Below are 24,393 nucleotides of genomic sequence, written 5' to 3'. Positions count from 1 at the left end.
GCCCCCGCCGCCGCCGTCCCAGCAGCGGGAGCAGCGGTAGCCGGCCCGCGCGCGGTCACGGCTGCCCGGGAACCTCCACCTCGCCGCTGCCGCCGTCGAACGACACGTCGGAGCAGCTGTAGAACGTCTCCTGGCTGTCGGAGCGCTCCCACACCATGTAGATGACGTGGCGGCCCTCCTTGCCCTGCGGCAGCCGGCCGTTCCAGTGGTAGTAGCCGTCCTCCGAGCCGACGGGGCCCTCCTGCGGCGGGTCGGTGACCTCCATGAAGGGCTGGTCCTCGACGTCGGCCCAGGTGAGCGGCTGAGACGGGTCGTAGCCGTCCTCGGTGACGTACAGCCGGAACGTGCCGGGGTGCGCGGCCCAGGCGTTGTACCGGAACTCCATCTCGGCGCCCGCCGTCAGATGGGTGAACGGCCAGTCGGTGCGCGGCAGGTTGAAGCCGGTGAAGTCGTAGGGTCCGCCGGTGCCGCCGCTGCACAGCTCGCCGTCGGGGATGTAGCCCTCGGTGCGTCCCGCGCCGTCGGAGCGGAGCACGGCGAACCAGTTGTAGAACGACGTCGCGCCGCTCTGGTCCAGCGCCGCCTGGCAGGCGGGGTTGGTCGGCTTGATCTCACCGGTGTCGCTCAGGCTGTGCTTCCAGCACAGATAGGTGCGGCTGCCGGGGTTCATCGGCGCGCCGTGCGCCTCGGCGGTGCCGGTGGTGAGGGCGTACAGGCCCAGCCCCGGCAGTGCGGCGAGCAGGGTGAGTAAGGCGCCCCTGCGCTTTCTCGTGTTCTTCATGGCGTCGTTGTCCCTCGGGCTCGTCGGGGGGTGGCCGCAAAGCGGCCCAGAGCTTTGGGAGCGCTCCCACTCTGGGGACGGTAGCGCCGCGAGTGCGGGCTGTAAATCCTGTGCGCCCTCCCGGCTCCGGAGAGCGCCCCGAAAGGGACCTGGTAGCGCTTGTCGGCGGCGAGTTCGCCGTTCAGGATCACCATGCCGAGGTCGCGCAGGTTGCCGAGGCCGGGGCGGACACACTGCCGCGACGCGCCGCTGGTGCCTGCGGCCAGCACCTGGGCGGGCGTCATCCCTGCCGCCACCATGAGTCCGGCCTCTTCCGGGGTGTTGGCTCCGAACAGGCCCCGGCCGCTGAAGGTGTCACGCGCGGCTGACCACGAGGCCGTAGGCCGCGAGGCCGCGAGCCTCGGCGCTCTCGATCGCTGTGGATTCCTGGGGCATCGCTCTCACTCCTGGGGTCTGGGGCCTGGGGGCCCTGGTGGTGAGCCGAACGGAACTGCCGGGGGTCCTTCTGACGGAGGTCCGTCAGAAGGACCCCCGGCGCGCACCAGCAGGGCCACCGGCAGGTCCGCGAACAGGTCCGCCAGCCGGCACCGGCCCTCCCGGAGCACGGCGGCCTCCGGGCGCCGCGCCAGCAGGTCGCGCCAGCCGCCCGCCGGGAGCTCCAGCCGGGTGTCCCGCCAGCCGCCGGCCTCCTCCAGGCCCCGGGCGAGCCGGGTGACGGCGGTGAGCACGGCGCCCGAGCGGACGTACGCCACGCAGTGCCCCGCGGCATCGCCCCGCGCCGCCGCCGGCTCGTACCAGGAGGAGTCCAGGAACCACTCCGGATGCCGGGCGCGCAGCCGCAGCGCGGCCGTCGTCACCCGCTGCTTCTCGGCGGCCGGCCCCTCCGGCGGCACCGGCGCCGCCCAGGTCACCGGCGCCCGGTTGTCCGGGTCGACCAGCGCCCGGTACGTCCGCTCGGTGCCCTGGTAGAGGTCGGGCACGCCCGGCATGGTGAGGTGCAGCAGGGCCATGCCGAGCACGTTGGCCCGCACGTACGGGGCGAGTTCGCGCAGCAGCGCTCCCAGCGCCGCGGCGCCGGGGCTGTGCGCGGCGGCGTCGACGTACCGCTGGACGGCTGCCTCGTAGGCACCGTCCGGCTCCGTCCAGCTGGTGCGCAGCCCCGCCTCCCGTACGGCCTTCAGCACGGCGGGCCGCAGGCGCTCCACGGGCGGCGGAACGGTGCCCATGCCGAAAGCGGTCTGCCAGAAGGTCCATACGGTGTGCGGGTCGAGCGGCACGTCTCCCGCTTCGCAGGCCCCGGCGCGCGAAGCGCGGAGCACCGCCTCCCAGCCCTCGGGAGACTCGCTCAGGACGGCGATCGCGGCGCGGACGTCCGCACTGCGCTTGGTGTCGTGCGTGGACAGCGCCGTGGCCGTCGTCGGCCAGTCGCGCTGCGTGCGCGCGCAGAACGCGTGGAACTCGCCGGGCGACACCGCCGGGCGGTCCGGCGCACCGCCGACCTCGCAGGCCGACAGCAGCGGGGTGTAGCGGTAGCAGGCGGTGTCCTCCACCGCCTTGGCCCGCAGCGCGGAGGACACCTGCGCGAAGCGCGCCGCGAACTCGGCGCTCCGGGGTCCGCCCGGCAGGCCGAGCGCGAAGTCCCGCACCGCGTCCACGGCCGCCGCCTCCTCGGGCACCCGGAAAGCGCCGCGGGCGCCCTCGGCGGCCCGGTCGAGCAGCGCTGCGTCCGCCGCGCGGGGCGGGGCCCCGGGCGACGCGTACGGGCGGTAGACGGGCAGCCGGACCAGCAGTTCGCGCAGCGCGGTGCGCAGCGCCCAGGGCGCGTGGTCGCGCAGCGCCCGGCCCGCCGGGCCCGGCGCCGTGGCACACAGGTGCGCCGCGAGCCGCCTCAGCCGCTCCACCTCGGCCGCCAGCTCGTGCACCGCCGCGCGGTACGCGGCACGCCGTACCGTCGCCGCCCAGTCCCCGCCCTCGTCGGCGGCCGCTCCGGTGAACTCGCGGTACAGCGCGGCCAGCTCGCGGCAGCCCTCCGGGTCGGCGAACAGGCCGTCGACATGGCGCAGCGCGTCGTATCCGGTGGTGCCCGCCACCGGCCAGCACTCCGGCAGGGCCTCCGCCGTGCCGGGCTGCTCGCCGGCGTCGGGGGCGAGGATCTTCTCGACCACCGTCCAGCGCCCCGCCGTCGCCTCGCGCAGCCGCAGCAGATACGCGTACGGGTCGGCCAGCCCGTCCGGATGGTCCACCCGCAGTCCGTCCACGACGCCCTCGCGCACCAGTTGGAGGACCTTCGCATGGGTCGCCCCGAAGACCTCCGGGTCCTCCACACGGAGCGCGATCAGCTCCGAGACGGTGAGGAAGCGGCGGTAGTTCAGCTCCGTGCGGCCCAGCCGCCACCAGGAGAGGCGGTAGTGCTGCGCCTCGCACAGCTCGGGCAGCGGCAGCCGCTCGGTGCCCTCGCGCAGCGGCAGGACGCGCTCGCCGTACCGCAGGGTGCCGTCCCGCACCCGCATCCGGGGCAGCTCCTCGTGCAGCCGCCCCGCCAGCACGGGCAGCAGCATGCGCCCGCCGCCGGCCGCCCAGTCGATGTCGAACCAGTGCGCCCAGGGCGATCCCGGGCCCTCCCGCAGCGTCTCCCACAGCGGCGCGTTCAGCCGCAGGTCCGCGGGGACGGCCATGTGGTTCGGCACGATGTCGAGCACCAGGCCGAGCCCGTGCGCCCGCGCGGCGTCCGCCAGCGCGCGCAGGCCCCGCTCGCCGCCCAGCTCCGCGCGTACGGTGCCGTGGTCGGTGACGTCGTAGCCGTGCGCCGAGCCGGGGACGGCGGTGAGCACCGGACTGAGCTGGAGATGCGAGACGCCGAGCCCGGCGATCCGCGACACCGCGCGCTCGGCGGCGGCGAACGGGAAGTCCGGCTGCAGCTGGAGGCGGTAGGTGGCGGTGGGAGGGGCTGCGGACCTCATAGCAACGTGGTACCCGCGCGGGGACGGGCCAAGAGGGCGGCCCGCCGGGGGAAAACCAGTGGACAGCCCGGTCCGGTGCGGGGTTCGCTGTCCGGGCACACAGTCCCGCGCCGGAGGAGGAAGGAGGCGAGAGCGATGCGCACCCGCACCATCCCGTCGTATCCCACTTCTCCCGGAGGAATCCGTGATGTCCACACCCCCGGCCGACGGCCGGAGCGGACAGCCCGCCAGCGGGCCGCTGACCATCCGCGCGCTCACCGACGCTGACGCGCGCGCCGTCTTCACCTCTCTGGCCGACCCCGGGCTCGTCGGCCGCCCCCTGCTCGGCAGGCCGTACGCGACGCTCCGCGAGGGCGGCGAGTACCGCCCCGAGTGGACGTTCGTCGCGGAGCGCGCCGGCGCGGTCGTCGCGCGGGCCGCGTTCTTCGGCGCCCCGGACGACGCCGCGCCCGTCGTCCTCGACTGGTTCGACCTCGCACCCGGTGAGCACGCCGCGGGCGCAGAGCTGCTGCGCGCGGCGCCGTTCCGGGTGGAGTTCGAGCTGGTGCTGCCGCCCGGCTGGCAGGACCAGCCGCGCGTCAGGGCCGCCGCCGAGGCGCGGATCGCGGCCGCCGCCGACGCCGGGTACGTCCCGCTCGTGGAGCGGTACCGCTACGAGTGGGCCCCGGAGCGCGGCCTGCCCCGGCGCCACCCCGGCCGCCTCGCCTTCCGCTCCGCGCGGGACGACGAGGAGGTCCTGGACGTGCTGCGCCGCGTCATGACCGGCACGCTCGACGCGCACGCCCTGCGGGCCATCGAGGAGGGCGGCGTGGAGCAGGCGGCGCGCGAGGACCTGGCGCATCTGCAGTGGATGACCTCGCCGCGCGCGTGGTGGCAGGTGGCCCATACGCCGGACGGCGAACTGGCCGGACTGCATGTCCCCGGCCGCATCCCGAGCGGGCACGCGGCGGCGTTCATCGGGGTGGTGCCGGAGCAGCGGGGGCACGGCTACGCGTACGACCTGCTGGCCGAGTGCACCCATCTGCTCGCCGCCGAGGGGGCGGAGCGGATCGCGGCGTCGACGGACACCGGCAACGCGCCGATGGCCGCCGCGTTCGCCCGCGCGGGGTACCCGGTGGTGCAGCACCGGTACTGCATGACACCGCCCGGGTAGGCCGCCTGCGGGAGGCGTCCTCGGGTCCCCGGGGCCCCGGGGACCCGGGAAGCGGGCAGCATGGGGGGATGCTGTTCGAGGTGTGGGCGCCGGACGCGGCGCGGGTGACGCTCCATCTGTTCCCGGACACCGCCCGTGCCATGGCGCCCTCCCGTGTCCACCGGGGCTGGTGGCAGGCGGAGGCACCGGCGCGGGACGGCGCGCACTACGGGTTCTCCGTCGACGGCGGGCCCGTACGCCCCGATCCGCGCTCCCGCCGGCAGCCGGACGGGCCCGGCGGACCGAGCGCCGTCGTCGACCACGACACGTTCCGCTGGCGGCACCCCTGGCGCGGGCTGCCGCTGCCGGGGGCCGTGCTGTACGAGCTGCACACCGGGACGTTCACCGCGGAGGGCACCTTCGAGGCGGCCGCCGCCCGGCTGCCGCACCTGGCCGCGCTGGGCGTCACCCACGTCGAGCTGTTGCCCGTCTGCCCCTTCCCGGGGACGCACGGGTGGGGCTACGACGGGGTGGCGCCCTGGGCCGTGCACGAGCCGTACGGCGGGCCCGAGGGGCTGAAGCGCTTCGTGGACGCCGCGCACGGGCACGGCCTCGGGGTCGTGCTGGACGTCGTGCACAACCACTTCGGCCCGTCCGGCAACCACCTGGCGGAGTTCGGTCCGTACCTCACGGACCGGTACCGCACGCCGTGGGGGAAGGCCGTGAACCTGGACGGGCCGGGCTCCGACGAGGTCCGCGCGTACCTCATCGGGAGCGCGCTGGCCTTCCTGCGGGACTACCAGGCCGACGGGCTCCGGCTGGACGCGGTGCACACCCTCGCCGACAGCAGGGCCGAGCACTTCCTCGCCGAGCTGTCCGACGCGGTGGACACGCTGGGCGCGCACACCGGCCGCCCGCTCTTCCTGATCGCCGAGTCCGACCTCAACGACCCCCGTACGACGGCGCCGCGCACCGCCCACGGACACGGTGTCCACGCCCAGTGGAACGACGACTTCCACCACGCCCTGCACACCCTGCTCACCGGTGAGTCCCACGGCTACTACGCGGACTTCGCACACGCGCCCTGCACGGCGCTGGCGAAGACCGTGACGGACGCCTTCTTCCACGACGGCCGCTACTCGTCGTTCCGGGGCCGCCGGCACGGGCGCCCGGTGCGCCCCGGCGCCACCGCGGTCCCGGCGCACCGGTTCCTCGCGTACGCGCAGACCCACGACCAGGTCGGCAACCGCACGCGGGGCGACCGGCTCTCCGCACTGGTACCACCGGGGCTGCTCGCCTGCGCGGCGGCGCTCGTCCTGCTCGCGCCCGGGACGCCGCTGCTGTTCATGGGCGAGGAGTGGGGCGCGCGCACCCCCTGGCGCTACTTCACCGACCACACGGAGCCCGGACCGGCCGAGGCCGTAGGGCGGGGCCGACGCCGCGAGTCCGCCGCGCACGGCCGGTCTCAGGACCAGGTGCCCGACCCGCAGGACCCGGCGGCGCGGGAGAGCTCCTGCCTGGACTGGAGCGAGCCCGAACGGGCCCCGCACGCCCGGCTGCTGGAGTGGTACCGCTCCCTGACGGCGCTGCGGCACGCCCATCCGATACTGGCCCACGCCCCGCTCGGCCAGGCGCACCTCGACCACCAGGGCACGGCCGGGGGCGCGCCCTGGGTGCTGCTGCGGAACGGACCGCTGCTCGTCGCGGCCAACCTCTCCGCCGGGCGGACGGCCGAGATCCCGCTCCCCTCGGCGCACAGCGCCCTGCTGGCGGCCTGGAGCCCGGAGGAGACCGGGGTGGGCGGCGCGGGAGTGCTGCGGCTGCCGCCGGAGTCGGCGGCGGTGCTGCGACGGCAGGCGCGGGAGGACGGCTGACGGTCGGCGGCTCTCGTCCCCCGTCAGCCGTCCAGCGCCAGGCGCACGCCCAGCGCGAGCAGGACGCCGCCCGACACCTGTTCCAGCCTGCGCCGTACGCCCGCCCGGGACAGCACCTTCCGCAGCCGCCCCACGCCCCACACGTAGCAGGCGTAGAAGCCCACCTCGTAGACCGCCCAGAACGCCGCGAGGCCCACCATCGCGGGCAGATGGGGCGCGCCGGAGGGGACGAACTGCGGGAGGAAGGACATGGCGAACACGCCCGCCTTCGGGTTGGCCAGGTTGACCAGCAGTCCGGTGCGGTACGCGCGGCGGCCGGTGACGCCCCCGCCGGCCTCCGCGCCCGCGTCCTCCTCCAGGCCGGAGGCCGCGCCCTTGCCGCCCTTGCCGTCATGGCCGCCCTTGCCGTCCTTGCCGTCCTTGCCGTCCTCGCCGTCCTTGCGGCCCTTCCGCGCGGAGCGCAGGGCCTGGATGCCGAAGGCCACCAGGACGACGGCGCCGGCGTAGCGCATCACGTCGTACGCCGCCTCGGACGCGGCGAGCAGGGCGGTCAGCCCGAAGGCGGCGAAGAGGCCCCAGAGGAAGACGCCGGTCTCGTTGCCCAGCACGGTCAGCATGCCGAGCCGCCGGCCGCGCAGGGAGTTGCGGATGATCAGCACGGTGCTGGGCCCGGGGGACAGCGCCACCAGGGTGCAGGCGGCCAGAAACGGCAGCAGGGTCTGAGTCATCCGCACAGGGTGCCGGGCCGCACCCCCGCTCAGCACCGGGTTTTCCCACCGGCAGTGCCACAGCGACCCCTTTCAGCGCCAGCAGCACACCATCCATGCGCCATTCATGCGCCACACCCACTTGCTGTGGCGCCATTCTGATGCCATAGTGACACCCATGGACCTCACACCGCATGTCGACAGCCTCCGGCAGGAGCTCGTGGCAGCCGCCCGGTCCGGCGCCGGGGAAGCCGGTGCCCTGGCCGAGCAGCTCGGCGCCGCGCTGGAGTCGGCGGCGCGGCTCACCCTGCTGAACGCGCTGTCCGAAGCCATGGACGAGGTCACCCGCGAGCTGGCACCGGGCTCGGTGGACATCCGGCTGCGCGGGCTCGACCCCGAGTTCGTGGTCGCGCGGACCGAGCCGGCCAAGCATGTGCCACCGATGGCACCACTGGCACCACCCCCGGGCCAACCGGACCCGGCCGGCACCGGCCAGGACGGCGACGCGGGCGCCATCGCCCGGGTGAACTTCCGCATACCCGCCCGCCTCAAGACCCGGATCGAGCGCGCGGCGGCCGAGCAGCGCCTCTCGGTCAACGCCTGGCTGGTCCGGGCCGTCGCCACCACGCTCGACACCGGCGCCCCCGTGAACGGCACCCCCCGTGGCGCCCCCCAGGTGAAACCGGGGCGCTACACCGGCTGGGTCCGCTAGGGCCCTGACAGCGCCCCCGCCGCCCCTGCCCTGCCGCCTCGCTCGCTCCACTCGCTCCCACTCCGACACCCACCACCAGTCAGAAGGACGGCACGCCATGCCCGCATCCGGCTCCCCCGCCGAGTTCGACACCCCCGAGCCGCTCACCGCGATCCTCGAATTCGACATCGGCAGCGTCCGCGTCTCGGCGAGCAAGCGCGCCACGACCGTGGTCCGGGTGGCCCCCGGCGACGGCTCCGACGACAAGGACGTCCAGGCCGCGCAGCAGACCGAGGTCACCTGCTCCGGCAGCACCCTGCTGGTCAAGGGGCCCAGGCAGCGCAGCCTCTTCGGCACGAGCGGCGCCATCAGCGTCAGCGTCGAACTGCCCGCCGGGTCGGATCTGCGGGCCAGCAGCCCGATGGCCACCTATCTGTGCGAGGGCCGTCTCGGCGCGTGCCGCCTGCGGACCTCGGTGGGCGACATCCAGCTCGACGTGGCCGACTCCGCGTTCCTGAAGTCCAGCAGCGGCGCCATCACCGTGAACCGGGTGGAGGGCGAGGCCGAGATCAACGGCTCGGGCCGGATCGACGTCGGAGAGGTCGGCGGCCCGGCCCAGCTGAAGAACCAGAACGGCGAGACCACCGTCGGCGAGGTCTCCGGCGAGCTGAGGGTGCGTTCCTCCAACGGCTCGGTGTCCGTCGACGCGGCGCACGCCGGAGTCGACGCGCGGGCCGGCAACGGCGCCATCCGGGTCGGCGAGGTGTCCCACGGCGAGGTGGAGCTGCACAGCTCCGCCGGGCACCTGGAGGTCGGCGTGCGCGAGGGCAGCGCGGCCTGGCTGGACATGGACACCAGCTGCGGCGGCGTGCGCAACGCGCTCGGCGGGACCGAGGCGCCCGGCGCCGACCAGCCCACCGTCCGGCTCCGCGCGCGCACCGGCATGGGCGACATCGTCGTCCGCCGCGCCTGACCGGCCCCGAACCACCCCGCAGAGAGCCGCCAGAGAGCCCCCAGAGAAAGCGACACAGACATGAGCGTCACAACGGCGACGTCCAGCCCCACCCGCACCCTGGCGATCGACGCCTCCGGCCTCGCCAAGTCCTACGGCGACAAGGTCGTCCTCGACGGCGTCGACCTGTCCATCCCGGAGGGCACGGTCTTCTCCCTGCTCGGGCCGAACGGCGCGGGCAAGACCACCACGGTGCAGATCCTGTCCACCCTCATCCCGGCCGACCGGGGCACCGCGCGGATCGCGGGCCACGACCTGGCGGACGATGCCGACGCCATCCGCGATGTGATCGGCGTCACCGGCCAGTTCGCGGCCGTGGACGGGCTGCTGAACGCCGAGGAGAACCTGCGGCTGATGGCGGACCTCAACCATCTGAGCCGCGCCGAGGGCAGGCGCAGGGCCGACGAGCTGCTCGCCCGGTTCGATCTGACCGAGGCGGCCCGCAAGCCCGTCGTCACCTTCTCCGGCGGTATGCGGCGCAAGCTGGACCTCGCCATGACCCTGGTCGGCAACCCTCGGGTGATCTTCCTCGACGAGCCGACCACCGGGCTCGACCCGCGCAGCCGCCGCACCATGTGGGAGATGATCCGCGGCCTCGTGGACGACCAGGGCGTCACCATCTTCCTCACCACCCAGTATCTGGAGGAGGCGGACGAACTCGCGGACAGCATCGCGGTGCTGGACGGCGGACGGCTCGTCGCCCACGGCACGGCCGAGGAGCTGAAGCAGCGCATCCCCGGCGGCCACATCCGGCTCCAGTTCGACAGCGCGGCCCAGCTCCAGGGCGCCTTCCACCTCTTCCCCGCCGCGGGCCGGGACGACGAAGCGCTCACCCTCCAGATCCCCAGCGACGGGAGCATCGCCACCCTGCGGGCCGTCCTGGACGTGCTGGACGGGAACCGCGTCCAGGCCCGCTCACTGACCGTGCACACCCCGGACCTCGACGACGTCTTCCTCACCCTCACCGCCGGCGCCGGCAGCGTCCCCACCCCCGACGTCCCCAAGGAGAACGACCGATGAGCACCCCCTCGTACGCCATGCGCGACTCGATGACGATGCTGCGCCGCAACCTCAAGCACGCGCAGCGCTATCCGTCGATGTCACTGTCCACCATTGCCATGCCGGTGCTGATGCTGCTGCTGTTCAACTACGTCTTCGGGCGCGCGCTGGGTGACGGCATCGGCGGTACGGAGGCCGGTGCGACCGGAGCGGGCGGCGACTACATCGACTACATCGCCCCCGGCATCATCCTGATGGCCGCGACCTCCGGCGCGGTCGCCACCGCCGTGAGCATCTGCTCGGACATGACCGAGGGCATCGTCAACCGCTTCCGCACCATGCCCATCTCCCGCGCCTCGTTTCTGACCGGCCATGTCGTCGGCAGCGTGATCCAGACGATGGTCAGCATCGCCTGCGTCGTCCTCGTCGCCCTCGCGATCGGCTTCCGGCCGAACGCCAACCCCGGCGAGTGGATCGCGGCCGCCGGTCTTCTCGCGCTGCTCACCCTGGCGCTCACCTGGCTGGCGGCCGGTATCGGGCTGGTCACCAAGAAGGTGGAGACGGCCAGCAACATCCCGCTGCCGCTGACGTTCCTGCCGTTCCTCGGCAGCGCCATCGTCCCGCCGGAGTCGATGCCCTCGGGGATGCGCTGGTTCGCCGACTACCAGCCGTTCACGCCGCTCATCGAGACGCTGCGCGGCCTGCTGATGGGCACCGGGATCGGCAACGACGGCTACATCTCCGTCGCCTGGTGCCTCGGCCTCGCCGTGGTCGGCTACGTCTGGGCCAAGCGCGCCTTCGCCAAGGGGGTACGCAACTGACCCCGGCGCTAGCCGGCGCCGTGCGGGGGGACGCCAGGGGACGCGCGCAGATGGGCGCGCGTCCCCTGCGGGCCGAACAGAATGAGCAGTTCCACCGCGCCCCCGTCGGCGCTGCCCAGCCAGTGCGGCAGGGAGGTGTCGAACTCGGCCGCCTCGCCGGGCGACAGCGCCAGATCCCGCTCCCCCAGCACCAGCCGCAGCCGGCCGCTCAGCACATACAGCCACTCGAAGCCCTCATGGGTCTGCGGGGTCGGTTCGAGCGGCTCCGGCCGCGCGGGGATCACCATCTTGAACGCCTGAGTGCCGCCCGGCCGCCGGGACAGCGGGACGAAGACCATTCCGAACCGCCGCATCGGCTTCATATGGATCCGGGGATCGCCCGTACGCGGGGCGCCGACCAGGTCGTCCAGCGGAACGTCGTAGGTGCGGGCCAGCGGCAGCAGCAGCTCCAGGGTCGCCCGGCGCTGCCCGCTCTCCAGCCGGGACAGGGTGCTCTCCGAGGCCCCGGTCGCCGCCGCGAGCTCGGCGAGGGTGAGGCCGCGGTCCCGGCGCAGCGCCCGCAGCCGCGGCCCCACGGAGTCGAGCACGCCTTCCGATTCGGGGTCCATCGGCGCATCTTGCCACAACAGCAAGATTCCGTGCCAGAAGACGGCGGCCGGACGAGACTGAGCCGCGCTCCCCGGACAACCGGGGAGCACCCGGCAGTCCCCGGCAGAAGGAGCCCTGATGAGCACCACCGATGCGGTCACGTTCTGGGACGGCGTCTACGCGTCCCACCCGGCGGCCACCGACCCGCGGCCGAACCAGCGGCTCACCGAGACGGCCTCGGGCCTGCCGCCCGGCGGCGCGCTGGACCTCGGATGCGGCAACGGCGGCGACGCGCTGTGGCTCGCCCGCCGGGGGTGGCAGGTCACCGCGGTCGACGTCTCGGCCGTGGCGGTCGAGCGGCTCGCCGGGCTGGCCCGCGCGCACGGCCTGGCCGACCGGATCACCGCCGAGCGGCACGACCTGGGCGCATCGTTCCCCGCAGGCGCGTTCGACCTGGTCTGCGCCCACTATCTGCACACCCCGCTGGACCTGGACCGCGCGTCCGTGCTGCGCGCGGCCGGGCACGCGCTGCGGCCGGACGGGCTGCTGCTGGTCGTCGACCACGGCTCGACCGCGCCGTGGTCGTGGAACCAGGACCCCGACGCCCGCTACCCGTCCCCGCGTCAGGTCGCCGCGGACATCGGCCTGGACCCGGCGGCGTGGACCGTCGAGCGGGCCGACGCGCCCGTCCGGACCGCGACCGGACCGGACGGGCGCACCGCCGAGGTCACCGACCACATCCTGCTCGTCCGCCGCACCGCCTGACCCGGCACCGCGCCCGCGCCCGCACCCCGTACGGAGGCACCATGTCCACGTCGTCCACCACGTCCACCACGTCGTCCACACTGTCCACGTCGTCCACATCGTCCACGTCGTCCACGCCGTCGCGCCGGGCCCGCGGGGGCGACACCCCGCCGCCCCGGACCGGTGGCAGCGAGGCCGAGGTCCTGCGCGGCTTCCTCGACTACCTCCGGGACTCGGTCGCCGCGAAGGTCGAGGGAGCGCCCGAGCCGCAGGTCCGCACCCCCGGCGTGCCGTCGGGCACGAACCTGCTCGGCCTGCTCAACCACCTGGCCGGCGTCGAGCGCGCCACGTTCCTCGGGGAGCGGGTGACCGACTGGCAGGCGACGTTCCAGGCCGCGCCGGAGGACGGCGCGGCCGATGTCGTCGACCGCTACCGGACGGCGGTCGCCCAGGCGAACGCCGTCCTCGACGGGTGCGCCGACCTCGGCGCCCCGCTGCCCCGCGCCCGGCCGGACCGCCCGGCGCCCAGCGTCCGCTGGGCCCTCACCCACCTGATCGAGGAGACCGGCCGGCACGCGGGCCACGCGGACATCCTGCGCGAACTGATCGACGGCGCGACCGGCCGCTGACCCGCCGCCGACCGGCCGCCCTGGCTCACCCGGCCTGATCGGACCCGGCCTGGCCGGGTCCGTCGGGCACCAGGGTCAGGGAGACGGAGTTGATGCAGTAGCGCTGGTCGGTCGGGGTGGCATAGCCCTCGCCCTCGAAGACATGGCCCAGGTGGGAGCCGCAGCGGGCGCAGCGGACCTCGGTGCGCACCATGCCGAGGCTGCGGTCGGTGCGCAGCTCGACGGCGTCGGTGCGGGCCGGGTCGTAGAAGCTGGGCCAGCCGCAGTGGGACGCGAACTTGGTGTCGGAGCGGAACAGCTCGGCGCCGCACGCCCGGCAGTTGTAGACGCCGATGGTCTCGGTGTCCGTGTACGCGCCGGTGAAGGCGCGCTCCGTGCCCGCCTCGCGCAGCACGCGGTACTCCTCGGGGGTGAGCTCGGAGCGCCACTGCTCTTCCGGCTTGTCGATCTCGTATGCCATCGTCGGCTCCTCAGTCGCCCGGCTGACCGGACAGGCGGTCCAGAATCCACGGGCCCAGGTCCGTCACATCGCCCGCGCCCATGGTGAGAACCAGATCACCCGGGCGCGCCATTCCCGCGATCCGCCGCACCGCCTCGGCCGGCTCCGCCGCCTCGGACACCTCCCGCGCCCCGGCGGCCCGCGCGGCCCCGGTGATCAGGGCGCTGGTCACCCCCGGGACCGGGTCCTCGCGGGCGGGGTAGATGGGCAGCACGACCGTGCCGTCGGCCAGCGTGAGGGCCTCGCCCATCTCGGTGCCCAGCTCCCGGGTGCGGCTGTAGAGGTGCGGCTGGAACAGCACCAGCACCCGTCCCCCGCCCGCGCCGCCGCGGATGGCCTCCAGGTCGGCGGCCATCTCGGTGGGGTGGTGCGCATAGGAGTCGATCACCTGGACGCCCGCCGCCTCGCCCTTGCGCTGGAGGCGGCGCTTGACGCCGGTGTAGCTGCCCAGCGCCCGGGCCAGCTCGGCGGGGGGCACCCCCAGGGCCGCGCCGGCGACGAGGGCCGCGACGGCGTTGAGCGCGTAGTGCCGGCCGGGCACCGAGACGCCGAAGGCCAGCTCCCGGCCGTCCAGCGCCACGGTCACCTCGCTGGCCAGACCGCGCTGCCGGAGCTCTCGGACGCGTACGTCGGCGTCGTCCGCCTCGCCGTAGGTGACGACCCGGATCCGGTCGCCCTCGCGCTTGCGCACCCGGCGGGCCAGCTCGCGCGCGCCCTCGTGGTCGGCGGAGACCACCAGCGTCCCGCCGTCGGCGATCCGTCCTGCGAAGGTCTCGAAGGACTCGTGGACCTCCTCCAGCGAGGCGTAGTTGGCGTGGTGGTCCAGCTCGACGTTGAGTACGACGGCGACCTCGGGAGCGTACTTGTGGAAGCTGCGGTCGCTCTCGTCCGCCTCGGCCACGAAGATCTCCCCGGTGCCGTGGTGCGCGTTGCTGCCCGGCCCGTCCAGGTCGCCGCCGATGGCGTACGACGGATCGAGGCCCATGGCGCGCAGGGCGACCGCGAGCATCGAGGTCGTGGTGGTCTTGCCGTGGGTGCCCGCGACGGCGAGCGCGCGGTGCGCGTCCATCAGCGCGGCGAGCGCGTCCGAGCGGTGCACGGCGGGGATGCCGCGCGCCGTCGCAGCGGCCAGCTCCGGGTTGTCCTCGCGGATGGCGCTGGAGACGACGACGCAGCTCGCGTCCGGCGCGAGATGCGCGGCGTCGTGCCCGATGCGGACGCTCGCCCCGAGCTCGCGCAGCGCGGACGCGGCCGCCGACTCCTTCGCGTCGCTGCCCGCCACGTGGGCGCCGCGCTGCGCGAGGATCTTCGCGATCCCCGACATCCCGGCGCCGCCGATGCCGATGAAGTGCGGTCGTGACAGGTCGGACGGCATACGTGCGCTCCAGGCTCGGGCGATACGGTCGAGGACGGCTCCCCAGCCTATTCCGTCCCGCGCCGCCATCGGGTGCGCGCCCCGAAGGGGCGCTCGGCGAGGGGCGGCCCGTACCCGGGGCACCTCACTCCGTGTGGGCGAACAGCTTCAGGACCGGTACCCCCACCTTGTGCCGGGCGCGGGACGCCCAGTCGCGGTGGAAGAACTCCTCCACCAGGTGCGGGGCGGTCAGCACGATGACCTCGTCGGCACCGGTCCGCTCGGCGACGGAGGTGAGCACGTCCAGCGGGTGGTCCTCGGTGATCTGGCCGACAGCCTCCGCACCCGCCTCTCTGAGCCGTTTCAGCGACAGCTCCAGTCCGCGCTCGGCCGGGCCGTGCGCCTCGTTGCCCGCGGGCTCGGCGCCCTCGCGCACGGCCTCGTCCAGCTCGCCGAGCGCGACGTCGTCCAGGGCCCGCAGCAGCCGGTCCTGGTCGCCGCGCGGCTGCATCAGGACGACGAAGGAGACGGGCTCCTCGCCGTGCAGCTCCGTGACGAGCTCGACGTCTGCGGACACCAGCGGCTTCTCGATCATCAACACGGTCGTGATCACGACGGGTGCCCTTCTGCTACGCGGGGCTCCGGGCCCCGAAAGAAACCATCCTGCCCCGCGTCGGCGCGGGGCCCTGCGCTTGTCAGTCTGCCCAACCAGAATTAAGCGGAACGTCTCATTCCGCCGTTTGTCGGAGGCGTCGGTACCGTGTGAACAGGAATCCGGCCTCCTCCAGCACCCCCTCCAGTACGTATTCCTCGGGCACCTCGGCGCCCGGCCCGGCCGTGATCCGCGGCGCGTCCCCGAGCGCGAGCCGCGGCGCCACCGTCAGGCACAGCTCGTCCAGCGCCCCCGCGGCCGCCAGGGCGCCCAGCAGCGTCGGGCCGCCCTCCGTCAACTGCCGCCGCAGCCCCCGCTCGGCGAGCGCCCCCGGCACCAGCGCCGGCTCGGCCCGCGCGCCCTTGCCGGCGAAGACCACCTCGGCGCCCGCCCGCCGCGCCCGCTCGACGCGGCCGGGCGGCGCCCCCTCCCCCGTGACGACCAGCGTCGGCACCACGGGCTCGGTGAACAGCGGCAGCGCGAAGTCCAGCTCCAGGCTCGCGCTCAGCACCGCGACGGCCGGCACCGGCGCCTGCCCGCTCGCCGCCCGCCGGTCCGCGAACGCGTCGCGGTGCCGCGCCGGACCGTACCGCTCCTGCCGTACGGTCTGGGCCCCCACCACGACCACGTCCGCGAGCGCCCGCAGCACCCCGAAGATCCACATGTCGGCCCGCGAGGAGAGCGGCTGCGAGCGCCCCCCGTGGTGCGCGGCGCCGTCCAGCGAGGCGACCATGTTGCCGCGCAGCCACGGGCCGCCGTCCGCCGGCGGGTACGCGTACTCCTCGGCGAGCTCCGCCAGGCTCCACTCGGGACCCGGCTCGTGCGGGAGGTGACTCGATGGGAACAGGCGTCGCATACGCCGCAGTGTGACATGTGGCATGCCCGATGGCCTGCACGCCCGCCGTCGGCTCCGTCCTACCATGGCTGTCGTGTCCACCAGCCCCGCACACATATCCGACTCCGGCCCCGGCTCGGGATCCGGCTCCGCACCCGCGGCCCCCGCCGCGCTGAGCGCCCGCGAACCCCGCGTGCCCGCCGAGCAGCTGGTGGCCGAGATGGTGCCGCCGCCCCGGTTCGACCAGGTCCGCTTCGCGACCTATCTGCCGGACCCGCGGCAGCCGAGCCAGGCCGAGGCCGTCACCGCGCTGGACGGCTTCGCCGCGACGCTGGACTCCGGAGCGGCGAGCGGCCGGAAGCGCTGGTTCCGGCGCGGCGCGAAGGACACCGCGCCCGCCGGCCCGCGCGGTGTCTACCTGGACGGCGGCTACGGCGTCGGCAAGACCCATCTGCTCGCCTCACTCTGGCACGCGGCGCCCGCCGCGCCCGAACGCAAGGCGTTCGGCACCTTCGTGGAGCTGACCAACCTGGTGGGCGCGCTGGGCTTCCAGCAGACCGTCCGCACGCTCGGCGGCCACCAGCTGCTGTGCATCGACGAGTTCGAGCTGGACGACCCGGGCGACACGGTGCTGGTCTCCACCCTGCTGGCGCGGCTCGTCGAGCGCGGCGTGGCGCTCGCCGCCACCTCCAACACCCTGCCCGGCAAGCTGGGCGAGGGCCGGTTCGCCGCCGCCGACTTCCTGCGCGAGATCCAGGGCCTGTCCGCGCGCTTCCGCACGCTGCGCATCGACGGCGAGGACTACCGGCACCGCGGGCTGCCCGAGGCGCCGAAGCCGTCCACCGACGACGAGGTGACGCGGGCCGCCTACACCACCCCCGGCGCCTGCCTGGACGACTTCCCCGCGCTTCTCGAACACCTCGCCACGGTGCACCCGAGCCGGTACGGCGCGCTGGTCCGGGACGTGCGTGCGGTCTGCCTCACGGACGTGGCACCGGTGCCGGACCAGTCGACGGCGCTGCGCCTGGTCGTCCTCGCCGACCGGCTGTACGACCGGGAGATACCGGTCCTCGCCTCCGGCGTCCCGTTCGACGAGCTGTTCAGCGAGGACATGCTCCGGGGCGGCTACCGCAAGAAGTACTTCCGGGCGATCTCCCGCCTCACCGCGCTGGCCCGGGACGCGAAAGGGCTGGCAGCGGGCGGCTGAGCGCACCGTGAACGCCGCCATAACGGCGTGCTATAGAAAAGTGCTATTACCGGCCCCGCGCGGATTCCGGAATCCTGATCCTCGTACCCCCCGACCTCATGTGCACGACAACCCGCCGCGGCACACCCCCCACAAGGGCCGCGTGTGCGGGCGAAGGCAGCCGTGCACCAGCGGAATCGAGGAGCCTTGCGAATCACCAGAGTACTCCCCACACTCCTAGCGGCGCTGATGGCCGCTCTCACCCTCAGCGCCTTCAGCAGCGCCTCGGCCGCCGAGAACCGCACCGCCGGCGGGCCGGAACGGCCCATCATCGGCGGCAGCCACGCAGAGAGCGGCCCCTGGGCCGCACGGCTGTTCTCCGGCGGCAGACAGACCTGCAGCGCCACGATCATCGCCCCCACCTGGATCCTGACGGCCCGGCACTGCGTGAGCGGCGGCCAGCTCTCCTTCCGCATCGGCAGCCTGGACCAGACGTCCGGCGGCACCATGGCCAACGGCACGCAGGTCCACACCCACTCGTCCTCCGACCTGGCGCTGGTCCGCCTCGACCGGTCCGTCGACGCGACGTACTCCCAGCTCGGCGACCCGGGTTCGGTGCAGGTCGGCCAGTCCGTACAGGTCTACGGCTGGGGCGCGACGGCACGCTGCAACCCTGAGATCAACTGCCAGTCCCAGTTCCTGAAGTACGCGAACGTCACGGTGACCGGCGGCTGCCGGGACGCCTACCAGGGCCAGGCCATCTGCGCCCGGCGCGGCGACGGCATCACCGCCGGCGGCGACTCCGGCGGCCCGATGATGGCGAACGGCATCCAGGTCGGCGTCGCCTCCACCAGCGACCGGCAGACGACGACGGCCTACACGAACGTCACCCGGTACCGCTCCTGGATCCAGTCCATCGCGGGCGTCTGAGCGGGGCAGTCCCTCCCCGAGCTCATCCGCCCGACTGCCCGCCCCGCCCGGTCGACCGCCGCGCGGGGCGGGCCCCGGCCCTCTAGGGGGTGTTTCGAAAGCCCCGTGCGGCGCATGGGGCGTCCGGTGCGTGCTCTCGGCGTGCCGGGTGAAAGCCCTCGTACTGGGCGTACTCGGGCTTTCGCCCGGTGCGGCGAGAGCACGCACCGGGCGTTCCAGGTGGCGTGCGGGGCTTTCGAAACACCCCTTAGGGCCCTTCTGATGGATCTCCGCGGCGTCGCGACGCCGCGGAGATCCATCAGAAGGGCCCTAAGCCGCGCCCCCTGGTCGGGCCTGGTCACGCGTGATACACACTCCGCGTCACCTGGCCGCCAACAGGGGAGATGCTCAGTGTCCACGACTCGACGTCAAGCTCTGGCGAGAACAGGCGCAGCGGGAGCGGCGATCGCCTTCAGCGGCGCGCTCACCGAACTGTTCGCCGGGACCGCCGCCGCCCAGTCCACCGGGGGCAGCGCGGGGTACGGCCCACTGGTCCCCGACCCCGACGGGCTGCTCGATCTGCCCCGGGGCTTCCGCTACCGGGTCCTCTCCCGCGAGGGCGACCCACTGCCCTCCGGCGAGGGCGCGGTGCCCAGCAACTTCGACGGCATGGCCGCGTTCCCGTCCCGCCGCCACGGGCACGGTCACGGGCGTGGGCACGGGCACGGGCACGGGCACGACGGCGTCTGGCTCGTCCGCAACCACGAGAACCGGATGGACTCCCGGGTTCCGGTGCCCACCGTCCGGGGCGTCACCTACGACCCGGCCGCCGAGGGCGGCTGCACCGTGCTCCATCTCGACCGGCACAACGCCGTACGGGAGGAGCGGGTCGGCATCGCGGGCACCTCCACCAACTGCGCGGGCGGGCCCAGCCTCTGGGACACCTGGCTCACCTGCGAGGAGACCGAGTACCAGGCCGGCGAAGCGGGCTACACCAAGGACCACGGCTTCGTCTTCGAGGTCAGCTTCACCCGGGAGCGCCCCACCTCCGTCGAACCGCTCACCGCGATGGGGCGGTTCCAGCACGAGGCCGTCGCCTTCGACCCGCGCACCGGCGTCGTCTACGAGACCGAGGACGCCTTCGACCATCCGTTCGGCCTCTTCTACCGGTTCCTGCCCGAGAAGCCCCGCGGCGGCTACGGCTCCCTGCACGCGGGAGGCACCCTGGAGGCCATGCGGGTGCCGGACGTGCCCGACCTGTCGTCCGTGACCGAGCCGGGCACGGGCTTCGACGGGATCGAGTGGGTGGAGGTCCCCGATCCGCTCGCCCGGAAGACGCCCATCCGGCACCAGGACTTCGGCCGCGGCGGCATCACCCACGCGCAGAAGCTGGAGGGCTGCTACTGGGGCGGGCGCAGCGTCTACTTCGTCACCAGCTTCGCCAGGCGGTCCGACGGTTCCGAGCGCGACCACTTCGGCCAGATCTGGCGGTACGAGCCGCACCGCAACCGCCTCACCCTCGTCGTCGTGTTCGGGCCCGACACGGATGTGCAGCTGCCCGGTGACGAGCCGGACAACATCTGCCTCGCGCCCAGCGGCGGGCTCATGGTCTGCGAGGACGGCGCGGGCGCGCAGCATGTCTTCGGGGTCACCCGGAGGGGCACGGTCTACGCGATGGCGCGGAACGCGCAGAACACCGGGACGCCGGAGAAGCCGGCCTGGGGCGAGTTCGCCGGGGTCACCTTCTCGCCCGACCACCGGACCATGTACGTCAACTGCTACACACCGGGCACGACCTTCGCCGTCACGGGCCCCTGGCGCCACTAGCCGTACCCGGCGACCTGTGCCGGGCCGGGGCTGCCCCTTGCTGTCGCGTCGCGGTCCGCGGGTGCTCCGGGGCCGGTCGCGCAGTTCCCCGCGCCCCTTCGGGGCACCAGGACGCGCCCCGCAAGGGCGCTCCAGGGGCGCCCCCGGCGACCCTGCCGCCAGGGCAGCCGCTTGCCGTCGCGTCGCGGTCCGCGGGTGCTCCGGGGCCGGTCGCGCAGTTCCCCGCGCCCCTTCGGGGCGCGGGGAACTGCTCCGGGGTCAGCCTCGGCGGGAGGCGGCGAGCAGGGAGAGGCCCACCGCGCAGGCCGCGAACGCCGCGGCGCCCAGCAGCGCGCCCCAGGAGGCGGGCACCGTACCGGTGCCGGACCCGCTCGTCAGCCCCGAGACCGCGGCCCGCGCCGGAGAGGCGCGGGCCGCCAGCACCAGCACCACTCCGCCGACCGTCGCCAGCACGCCCCAGCCCCGCGCCCGCAGCACGGGCCGGGCGCACAGCGCCCCCACTCCGGCACCCGCCAGCACGCAGGCGGCCACGGCGAGCACTCCGGCGCCCGCCGCCGGAAGCAGCGGCACCGACACGCGCCCGTCCGTACTGTGCGCGTCGCCGAGCAGCAGCACCGCCGCCGTTGCCGCGAGGCCCAGTACCCCGGCCGCCGCTCCCCCGGCGAGTACGCCGCCCAGCTGGACCCGCACCGCGCCGGCAGCGGCCACCCCGCAGTGCCGCGCGGCGTCCGGCTCGGCGGTGGCGCACAGCCGTACGAGCCACGCGGCGACGGGCAGCAGCACCGCGGCCGCGTAGCCGAGCGAGTCGAGCACCGGCTGCCCGGCCCGTACGCCGACGCCGAACAGCCCGGCGTACACCAGCAGCGGCGGCAGCCACCGCTGCGACCGCAGCAGCAGCGCGAACTGGTAGCGCACCAGCGCGGACAGGGCCGTCATCCGGCCTCCCGCACCGGTCGCACCGAACGGATGTGCCAGGCGGGCCGCGCCGCGAGCAGGGCGTACAGGACCGCGTCGGAGTCCCCGGCGGGCACCGTCAGCACCACGCTCCCGTCCGCCGCGCGGACCCAGCCGCGCGGCGTCCCGGGGACCGGCGGCTCGGCGGCCCGCGTGGGTCCCTCGGCCTCGATGCGGACCAGGGCGCGGCCTGGAGCGCCCGGCACCAGCGTCCCGTCCGTCACCCGGTACACGGCGTCGGCGGCGTCCGCGAGCCGCCGCGGGTCGTGGTCGACGAACGCCACGGCCCCGCCGGCGGCGAGCCGTTCGGCGACCGCCCGGTCCAGCTCCGCGCGGGCCGCCTGGTCGAGCCCGGTCCACGCCTCGTCCAGGACCAGCAGCGCGGGCCCGGCGAGCAGCGCCTGCGCGACGGCGACCTTCTGGCTGCCGCCCTTGGACAGCTCGGACATCCGGGTCCCCGCGTACTCCGCGGCGCCGAACCGCTCCAGCCAGGCGTCCGCCGCGCGCCCTGCGGCACGCCGGGACAGTCCGTGCACCCGGCCCAGATGGGTCAGATAGCCGCGTGCGGTCAGCGGCAGCGCGGCCGGGAACCGCTCGGGCACATACCCGCGGGGCCGCGGCCGGCCGCTGATCCGGCCCACGCTCGGCGCGTCGATCCCGGCGAGCAGCCGCAGCAGCGTGGACTTGCCGCTGCCGTTGCCGCCCTGCAGGCGCAGCAGCCGCCCGGCGCGCAGGTCGAGGTCGACGCCGCGCAGTATCCAGGGGCCGCCGAGCCCGTACCGGTGGCCGACCCCCTCCAGCCTCATCGACCAGCTCATGGGCGAGACGGTATCGGAACCGGGCCCTGGCAGACTTGATCATGTGACCGCTGAGACACCGTCCCCGACCCCGACACCGCAGGTGCTGCCGCTCGTCGTCCGGATCGAGCGGGCCGCGCCGCCCGCCCGTACCGACGCGCTGGAGACGGCGGCGCGCGCCGTGCTCACCCTGCTCTCCGACCCGCGCACCACGGACGGCGGCGGCGCGTGGCACAAGCCGGTGCGGGTGTGGGAGGAGCGCGGCATCCGCAAGGTGGTGCGGCGGGCGCGCGGCTCGGAGTGGCGGCGCATCCAGCCGCTGGAGGGGCTCACCGTGCACGGGCGTACGGCCCAGGTGCGGGTCTTCCCACCCGTCCCGGTCGACGCCTGGCCGAAGGACCTGGCGCGGCTCCAGGTCTCCGGCACCGATCTGACGGACCCCGAGCCCCCGGCCGACCCGGCGCCCGGCGTTCCGGTGCTGTGGCTGAACCCGCGGCTGGCGATGACGGCGGGCAAGGCGATGGCGCAGGCCGCGCACGCCGCGCAGCTCGCCTGGTGGGCGCTGGGCGAGGGGGAGCGGGAGGCGTGGCGGGCCGCGGGGTTCGCGCTGGCCGCGCGCACCGCGCGGGATCCGGCGCACTGGGACGCGCTCACCACGAGTGGCCTCCGCGTGGTGCGCGACGCGGGCTTCACCGAGATTCCGGCGGATTCCTGCACGGTTGCCGCCGACCATCCGGCGCTGCGCGGGTAACCTCAAATCCTCTGGTGAACCCGCCCCTTGAGGATTCGTACACCGCCGGTGAGGCAGAAGCCCCCGTGAGGACACGGGGGAGCACGGGGGAAGGAGCGCGCATGGAGCGCCTGGCGCTGGGCACCGGCATCGGCTGGCGCCCGGAGATATCCGAGGGAATCGAGGCACTGCCCGGCATCGACTGGGTGGAGGTGGTGGCGGAGAACATCTGCCCCGGCCATCTCCCCGACCCGCTGCGGCGGCTGCGCGAGGGCGGCACCACGGTGGTGCCGCACGGCGTCTCGCTCGGCCTGGGCGGCGCCGAACCGCCGGCGCCCGAGCGGCTGCGGGCGCTCGCCCAGCGCGCCGAGGCGCTGCGGGCGCCGCTGGTCACCGAGCACCTCGCGTTCGTCCGGGCCGGAGGCCCGCTGTCCGGGACCCGCCCGATGGAGGCCGGGCATCTGCTGCCGGTGCCGCGCACCCGGGACGCGCTCGATGTGACGTGCGAGAACGTACGCGCAGCCCAGCGGGCACTCCCGGTCCCGCTCGCCCTGGAGAACGTCGCCGCGCTCTTCTCCTGGCCGGGCGAGGAGCTGACGGAGGGGCAGTTCCTGGCGGAGCTGGTGGAGCGGACGGGCGTGGGCCTGCTCATCGACGTCGCCAATCTGCACACCAACCATGTGAACCGGGGTGAGGACCCCGCCGAGGCGCTGGACGCGCTGCCGCTGGAGGCGCTGGCGTACGTCCATGTCGCGGGCGGTGTGGAACGGGACGGGGTCTGGCACGACAGCCACGCCCACCCGGTCGGCGAACCGGTGCTGGACGTCCTGGACGCGCTGTGCGCCCGCACGGCGCCCCGCGGGGTGCTGCTGGAGCGCGACGCGGACTTTCCGCCGGTGAGCGAGCTGGCGGACGAGCTGGACGCGGTACGTGCGGTGCTGGCCCGGCACGCGCCGGAGCCGGGGCCGGGGCCGGAGCCGGAGTCGAGGCCCGAGCCGGAGGTGGCCCGTGGATGAGGGAGCCGACACCGCGCGGGTGCGGGTGGGGCGCGCGCAGGCCGCGCTGCTGGCCGCGCTGGTCGCCGACGGGCCGGTGCCGCCCGGGTTCGACGCGGAGCGGCTGGCCGTGCAGGGCCGCGCGCTGCGCGCGAAGCGGGCCGACACCGTGGCGCGGACCGCGCCGGAGCTGCCGGAGATCCTGGGGGCCGAGGCGTTCCGGATCGCGTTCCTGTCGTACGCGCAGGGGCGGCCGATGCGGGGCAACTACCGGCGGGACGCGCTGGACTTCGCACAGCATCTGCTGGCGGCCGACCGGCCGCCGGACGCGCGGGCGCGGAAGCGGCTGCATGCGTGGTGGCGGGAGCGGGCCGGACCGAAGCCCCTGCCGTCGGGGCGGGTGCGGCGGCTGCTGGACCGGCTGCCGGGGCGCTGAAGCGTGCCCGGTCGACCGTGCTGGGCAGGGGCTGCCCCTTGCTGTTCGCCGCAGGGTGCGGCGCTGCGGTGATTGCTCGCGCAGTTCCCCGCGCCCCTGACAGGGTACGGACAGAGGCCGATGCCGGGTACGCACGATCCGCCGGACACGGCCTCGCTAGGGGGTGTTTCGAAAGCCCCGCACGCCACCTGGAACGCCCGGCACGTGCTCTCGCCGCACCGGCCGAAAGCCCGAGTACGCCCAGTACGAGGGCTTTCACCCGGCACGCCGAGAGCACGCAC

General features: G+C 74.7%; 21 protein-coding genes and 2 pseudogenes. 13 read left to right on the top strand and 10 right to left on the bottom strand.

The features are described 5' to 3' along the window. Positions 1 to 64: 64 nt before the first annotated feature. Together G5C65_RS07855 and treY are read right to left on the bottom strand one after the other, a co-directional pair. Positions 65 to 781: pseudogene (locus G5C65_RS07855) on the bottom strand (lytic polysaccharide monooxygenase auxiliary activity family 9 protein); the annotation flags it as partial. Positions 782 to 1,221: 440 nt separating this feature from the next. Continuing rightward, the gene (gene treY / locus G5C65_RS07845) at positions 1,222 to 3,741 is read right to left on the bottom strand and encodes a malto-oligosyltrehalose synthase (protein ID WP_165297919.1); all 2,520 of its coding nucleotides are present in this window, start codon (positions 3,739 to 3,741) and stop codon (positions 1,222 to 1,224) included. 187 nt (positions 3,742 to 3,928) lie between these two features. On the opposite strand from treY, the gene G5C65_RS07840 reads away from it, so the two are divergent. Then, positions 3,929 to 4,894, top strand: a complete 966-nt coding sequence (locus G5C65_RS07840) for a GNAT family N-acetyltransferase (RefSeq protein ID WP_165297918.1) — start codon at positions 3,929 to 3,931, stop codon at positions 4,892 to 4,894. Between the two features lie 68 nt (positions 4,895 to 4,962). Further along, entirely contained in the window at positions 4,963 to 6,747 is a 1,785-nt protein-coding gene (gene treZ / locus G5C65_RS07835) for a malto-oligosyltrehalose trehalohydrolase (RefSeq protein WP_165297917.1), read from the top strand. Between the two features lie 23 nt (positions 6,748 to 6,770). On the opposite strand, the gene G5C65_RS07830 is transcribed toward treZ, so the two are convergent. After that, on the bottom strand, positions 6,771 to 7,475 hold the full coding sequence (locus G5C65_RS07830; protein ID WP_165297916.1) for a LysE family translocator: 705 nt from the start codon (positions 7,473 to 7,475) through the stop codon (positions 6,771 to 6,773). A gap of 157 nt (positions 7,476 to 7,632) precedes the next feature. Here G5C65_RS07830 and G5C65_RS07825 point away from each other — a divergent pair, with 157 nt between their 5' ends. From G5C65_RS07825 to G5C65_RS07810, 4 genes are all read left to right on the top strand, one after another. Next, positions 7,633 to 8,166 (top strand): toxin-antitoxin system HicB family antitoxin, encoded by a 534-nt coding sequence (locus tag G5C65_RS07825; protein ID WP_165297915.1) that lies wholly within the window; start codon positions 7,633 to 7,635, stop codon positions 8,164 to 8,166. Between the two features lie 97 nt (positions 8,167 to 8,263). After that, positions 8,264 to 9,118 carry a DUF4097 family beta strand repeat-containing protein gene (locus G5C65_RS07820; RefSeq protein ID WP_165297914.1) on the top strand — a complete coding sequence of 285 codons (855 nt, stop codon included), beginning with the start codon at positions 8,264 to 8,266 and terminating at the stop codon, positions 9,116 to 9,118. A gap of 60 nt (positions 9,119 to 9,178) precedes the next feature. Further along, entirely contained in the window at positions 9,179 to 10,177 is a 999-nt protein-coding gene (locus G5C65_RS07815; RefSeq protein WP_165297913.1) for an ATP-binding cassette domain-containing protein, read from the top strand. Continuing rightward, positions 10,174 to 10,977, top strand: coding sequence for an ABC transporter permease (locus G5C65_RS07810; protein ID WP_165297912.1), 804 nt, complete (start codon positions 10,174 to 10,176; stop codon positions 10,975 to 10,977). Before G5C65_RS07815 ends, G5C65_RS07810 begins: the two co-directional genes overlap by 4 nt. Before the next feature lie 8 nt (positions 10,978 to 10,985). Here G5C65_RS07810 and G5C65_RS07805 read toward each other — a convergent pair whose 3' ends face one another. Further along, positions 10,986 to 11,585 (bottom strand): helix-turn-helix domain-containing protein, encoded by a 600-nt coding sequence (locus G5C65_RS07805; protein WP_165297911.1) that lies wholly within the window; start codon positions 11,583 to 11,585, stop codon positions 10,986 to 10,988. Between the two features lie 118 nt (positions 11,586 to 11,703). On the opposite strand from G5C65_RS07805, the gene G5C65_RS07800 reads away from it, so the two are divergent. Continuing rightward, entirely contained in the window at positions 11,704 to 12,330 is a 627-nt protein-coding gene (locus tag G5C65_RS07800; protein ID WP_165297910.1) for a class I SAM-dependent methyltransferase, read from the top strand. A gap of 41 nt (positions 12,331 to 12,371) precedes the next feature. Then, positions 12,372 to 12,938, top strand: coding sequence for a DinB family protein (locus G5C65_RS07795; RefSeq protein WP_165297909.1), 567 nt, complete (start codon positions 12,372 to 12,374; stop codon positions 12,936 to 12,938). 25 nt (positions 12,939 to 12,963) lie between these two features. Here G5C65_RS07795 and msrB read toward each other — a convergent pair whose 3' ends face one another. From msrB to G5C65_RS07775, 4 genes are all read right to left on the bottom strand, one after another. Beyond that, entirely contained in the window at positions 12,964 to 13,398 is a 435-nt protein-coding gene (gene msrB / locus G5C65_RS07790) for a peptide-methionine (R)-S-oxide reductase MsrB (RefSeq protein ID WP_165297908.1), read from the bottom strand. Positions 13,399 to 13,408: 10 nt separating this feature from the next. Then, positions 13,409 to 14,812 carry a UDP-N-acetylmuramate--L-alanine ligase gene (gene murC / locus G5C65_RS07785; protein WP_165297907.1) on the bottom strand — a complete coding sequence of 468 codons (1,404 nt, stop codon included), beginning with the start codon at positions 14,810 to 14,812 and terminating at the stop codon, positions 13,409 to 13,411. A gap of 124 nt (positions 14,813 to 14,936) precedes the next feature. Then, positions 14,937 to 15,404 (bottom strand): indole-3-glycerol phosphate synthase, encoded by a 468-nt coding sequence (locus tag G5C65_RS07780; RefSeq protein WP_165297906.1) that lies wholly within the window; start codon positions 15,402 to 15,404, stop codon positions 14,937 to 14,939. Between the two features lie 115 nt (positions 15,405 to 15,519). Further along, the gene (locus G5C65_RS07775; protein WP_165297905.1) at positions 15,520 to 16,299 is read right to left on the bottom strand and encodes a pyrimidine reductase family protein; all 780 of its coding nucleotides are present in this window, start codon (positions 16,297 to 16,299) and stop codon (positions 15,520 to 15,522) included. A gap of 64 nt (positions 16,300 to 16,363) precedes the next feature. On the opposite strand from G5C65_RS07775, the gene zapE reads away from it, so the two are divergent. The 3 genes from zapE (at position 16,364) to G5C65_RS07760 (ending at position 20,200) form a co-directional block, all read left to right on the top strand. Further along, on the top strand, positions 16,364 to 17,485 hold the full coding sequence (gene zapE, locus G5C65_RS07770) for a cell division protein ZapE (RefSeq protein WP_206441359.1): 1,122 nt from the start codon (positions 16,364 to 16,366) through the stop codon (positions 17,483 to 17,485). A gap of 228 nt (positions 17,486 to 17,713) precedes the next feature. Further along, the gene (locus tag G5C65_RS07765; protein ID WP_420903289.1) at positions 17,714 to 18,394 is read left to right on the top strand and encodes a S1 family peptidase; all 681 of its coding nucleotides are present in this window, start codon (positions 17,714 to 17,716) and stop codon (positions 18,392 to 18,394) included. Positions 18,395 to 18,784: 390 nt separating this feature from the next. Continuing rightward, complete coding sequence (locus G5C65_RS07760) at positions 18,785 to 20,200, top strand: alkaline phosphatase PhoX (protein WP_338146272.1); 1,416 nt, start codon at positions 18,785 to 18,787, stop codon at positions 20,198 to 20,200. A 258-nt stretch (positions 20,201 to 20,458) separates the two neighbouring features. Here G5C65_RS07760 and G5C65_RS07755 read toward each other — a convergent pair whose 3' ends face one another. Both G5C65_RS07755 and G5C65_RS07750 read right to left on the bottom strand, forming a co-directional pair. Beyond that, positions 20,459 to 21,136 carry an ABC transporter gene (locus G5C65_RS07755; RefSeq protein WP_241265633.1) on the bottom strand — a complete coding sequence of 226 codons (678 nt, stop codon included), beginning with the start codon at positions 21,134 to 21,136 and terminating at the stop codon, positions 20,459 to 20,461. Further along, positions 21,133 to 21,972, bottom strand: a complete 840-nt coding sequence (locus G5C65_RS07750) for an ABC transporter ATP-binding protein (protein ID WP_165297901.1) — start codon at positions 21,970 to 21,972, stop codon at positions 21,133 to 21,135. Before G5C65_RS07750 ends, G5C65_RS07755 begins: the two co-directional genes overlap by 4 nt. Here G5C65_RS07750 and G5C65_RS07745 point away from each other — a divergent pair. Beyond that, a complete protein-coding gene (locus G5C65_RS07745) occupies positions 21,971 to 22,702 on the top strand; it encodes a peptidyl-tRNA hydrolase (RefSeq protein WP_165297900.1) in 732 nt (243 codons plus the stop codon). The two genes, G5C65_RS07750 and G5C65_RS07745, sit on opposite strands and share 2 nt — an antisense overlap. Before the next feature lie 101 nt (positions 22,703 to 22,803). Beyond that, positions 22,804 to 24,112, top strand: a pseudogene (locus tag G5C65_RS07740) (MbnB/TglH/ChrH family RiPP precursor modification enzyme). Positions 24,113 to 24,393: the final 281 nt, after the last annotated feature.

The organism is Streptomyces boncukensis (genome assembly GCF_011045075.1).
GTDB lineage: Bacteria > Actinomycetota > Actinomycetes > Streptomycetales > Streptomycetaceae > Streptomyces > Streptomyces boncukensis.
Note: the sequence above shows the minus strand (reverse complement) of the source record. Positions and strands in the feature narration are given on the sequence as shown.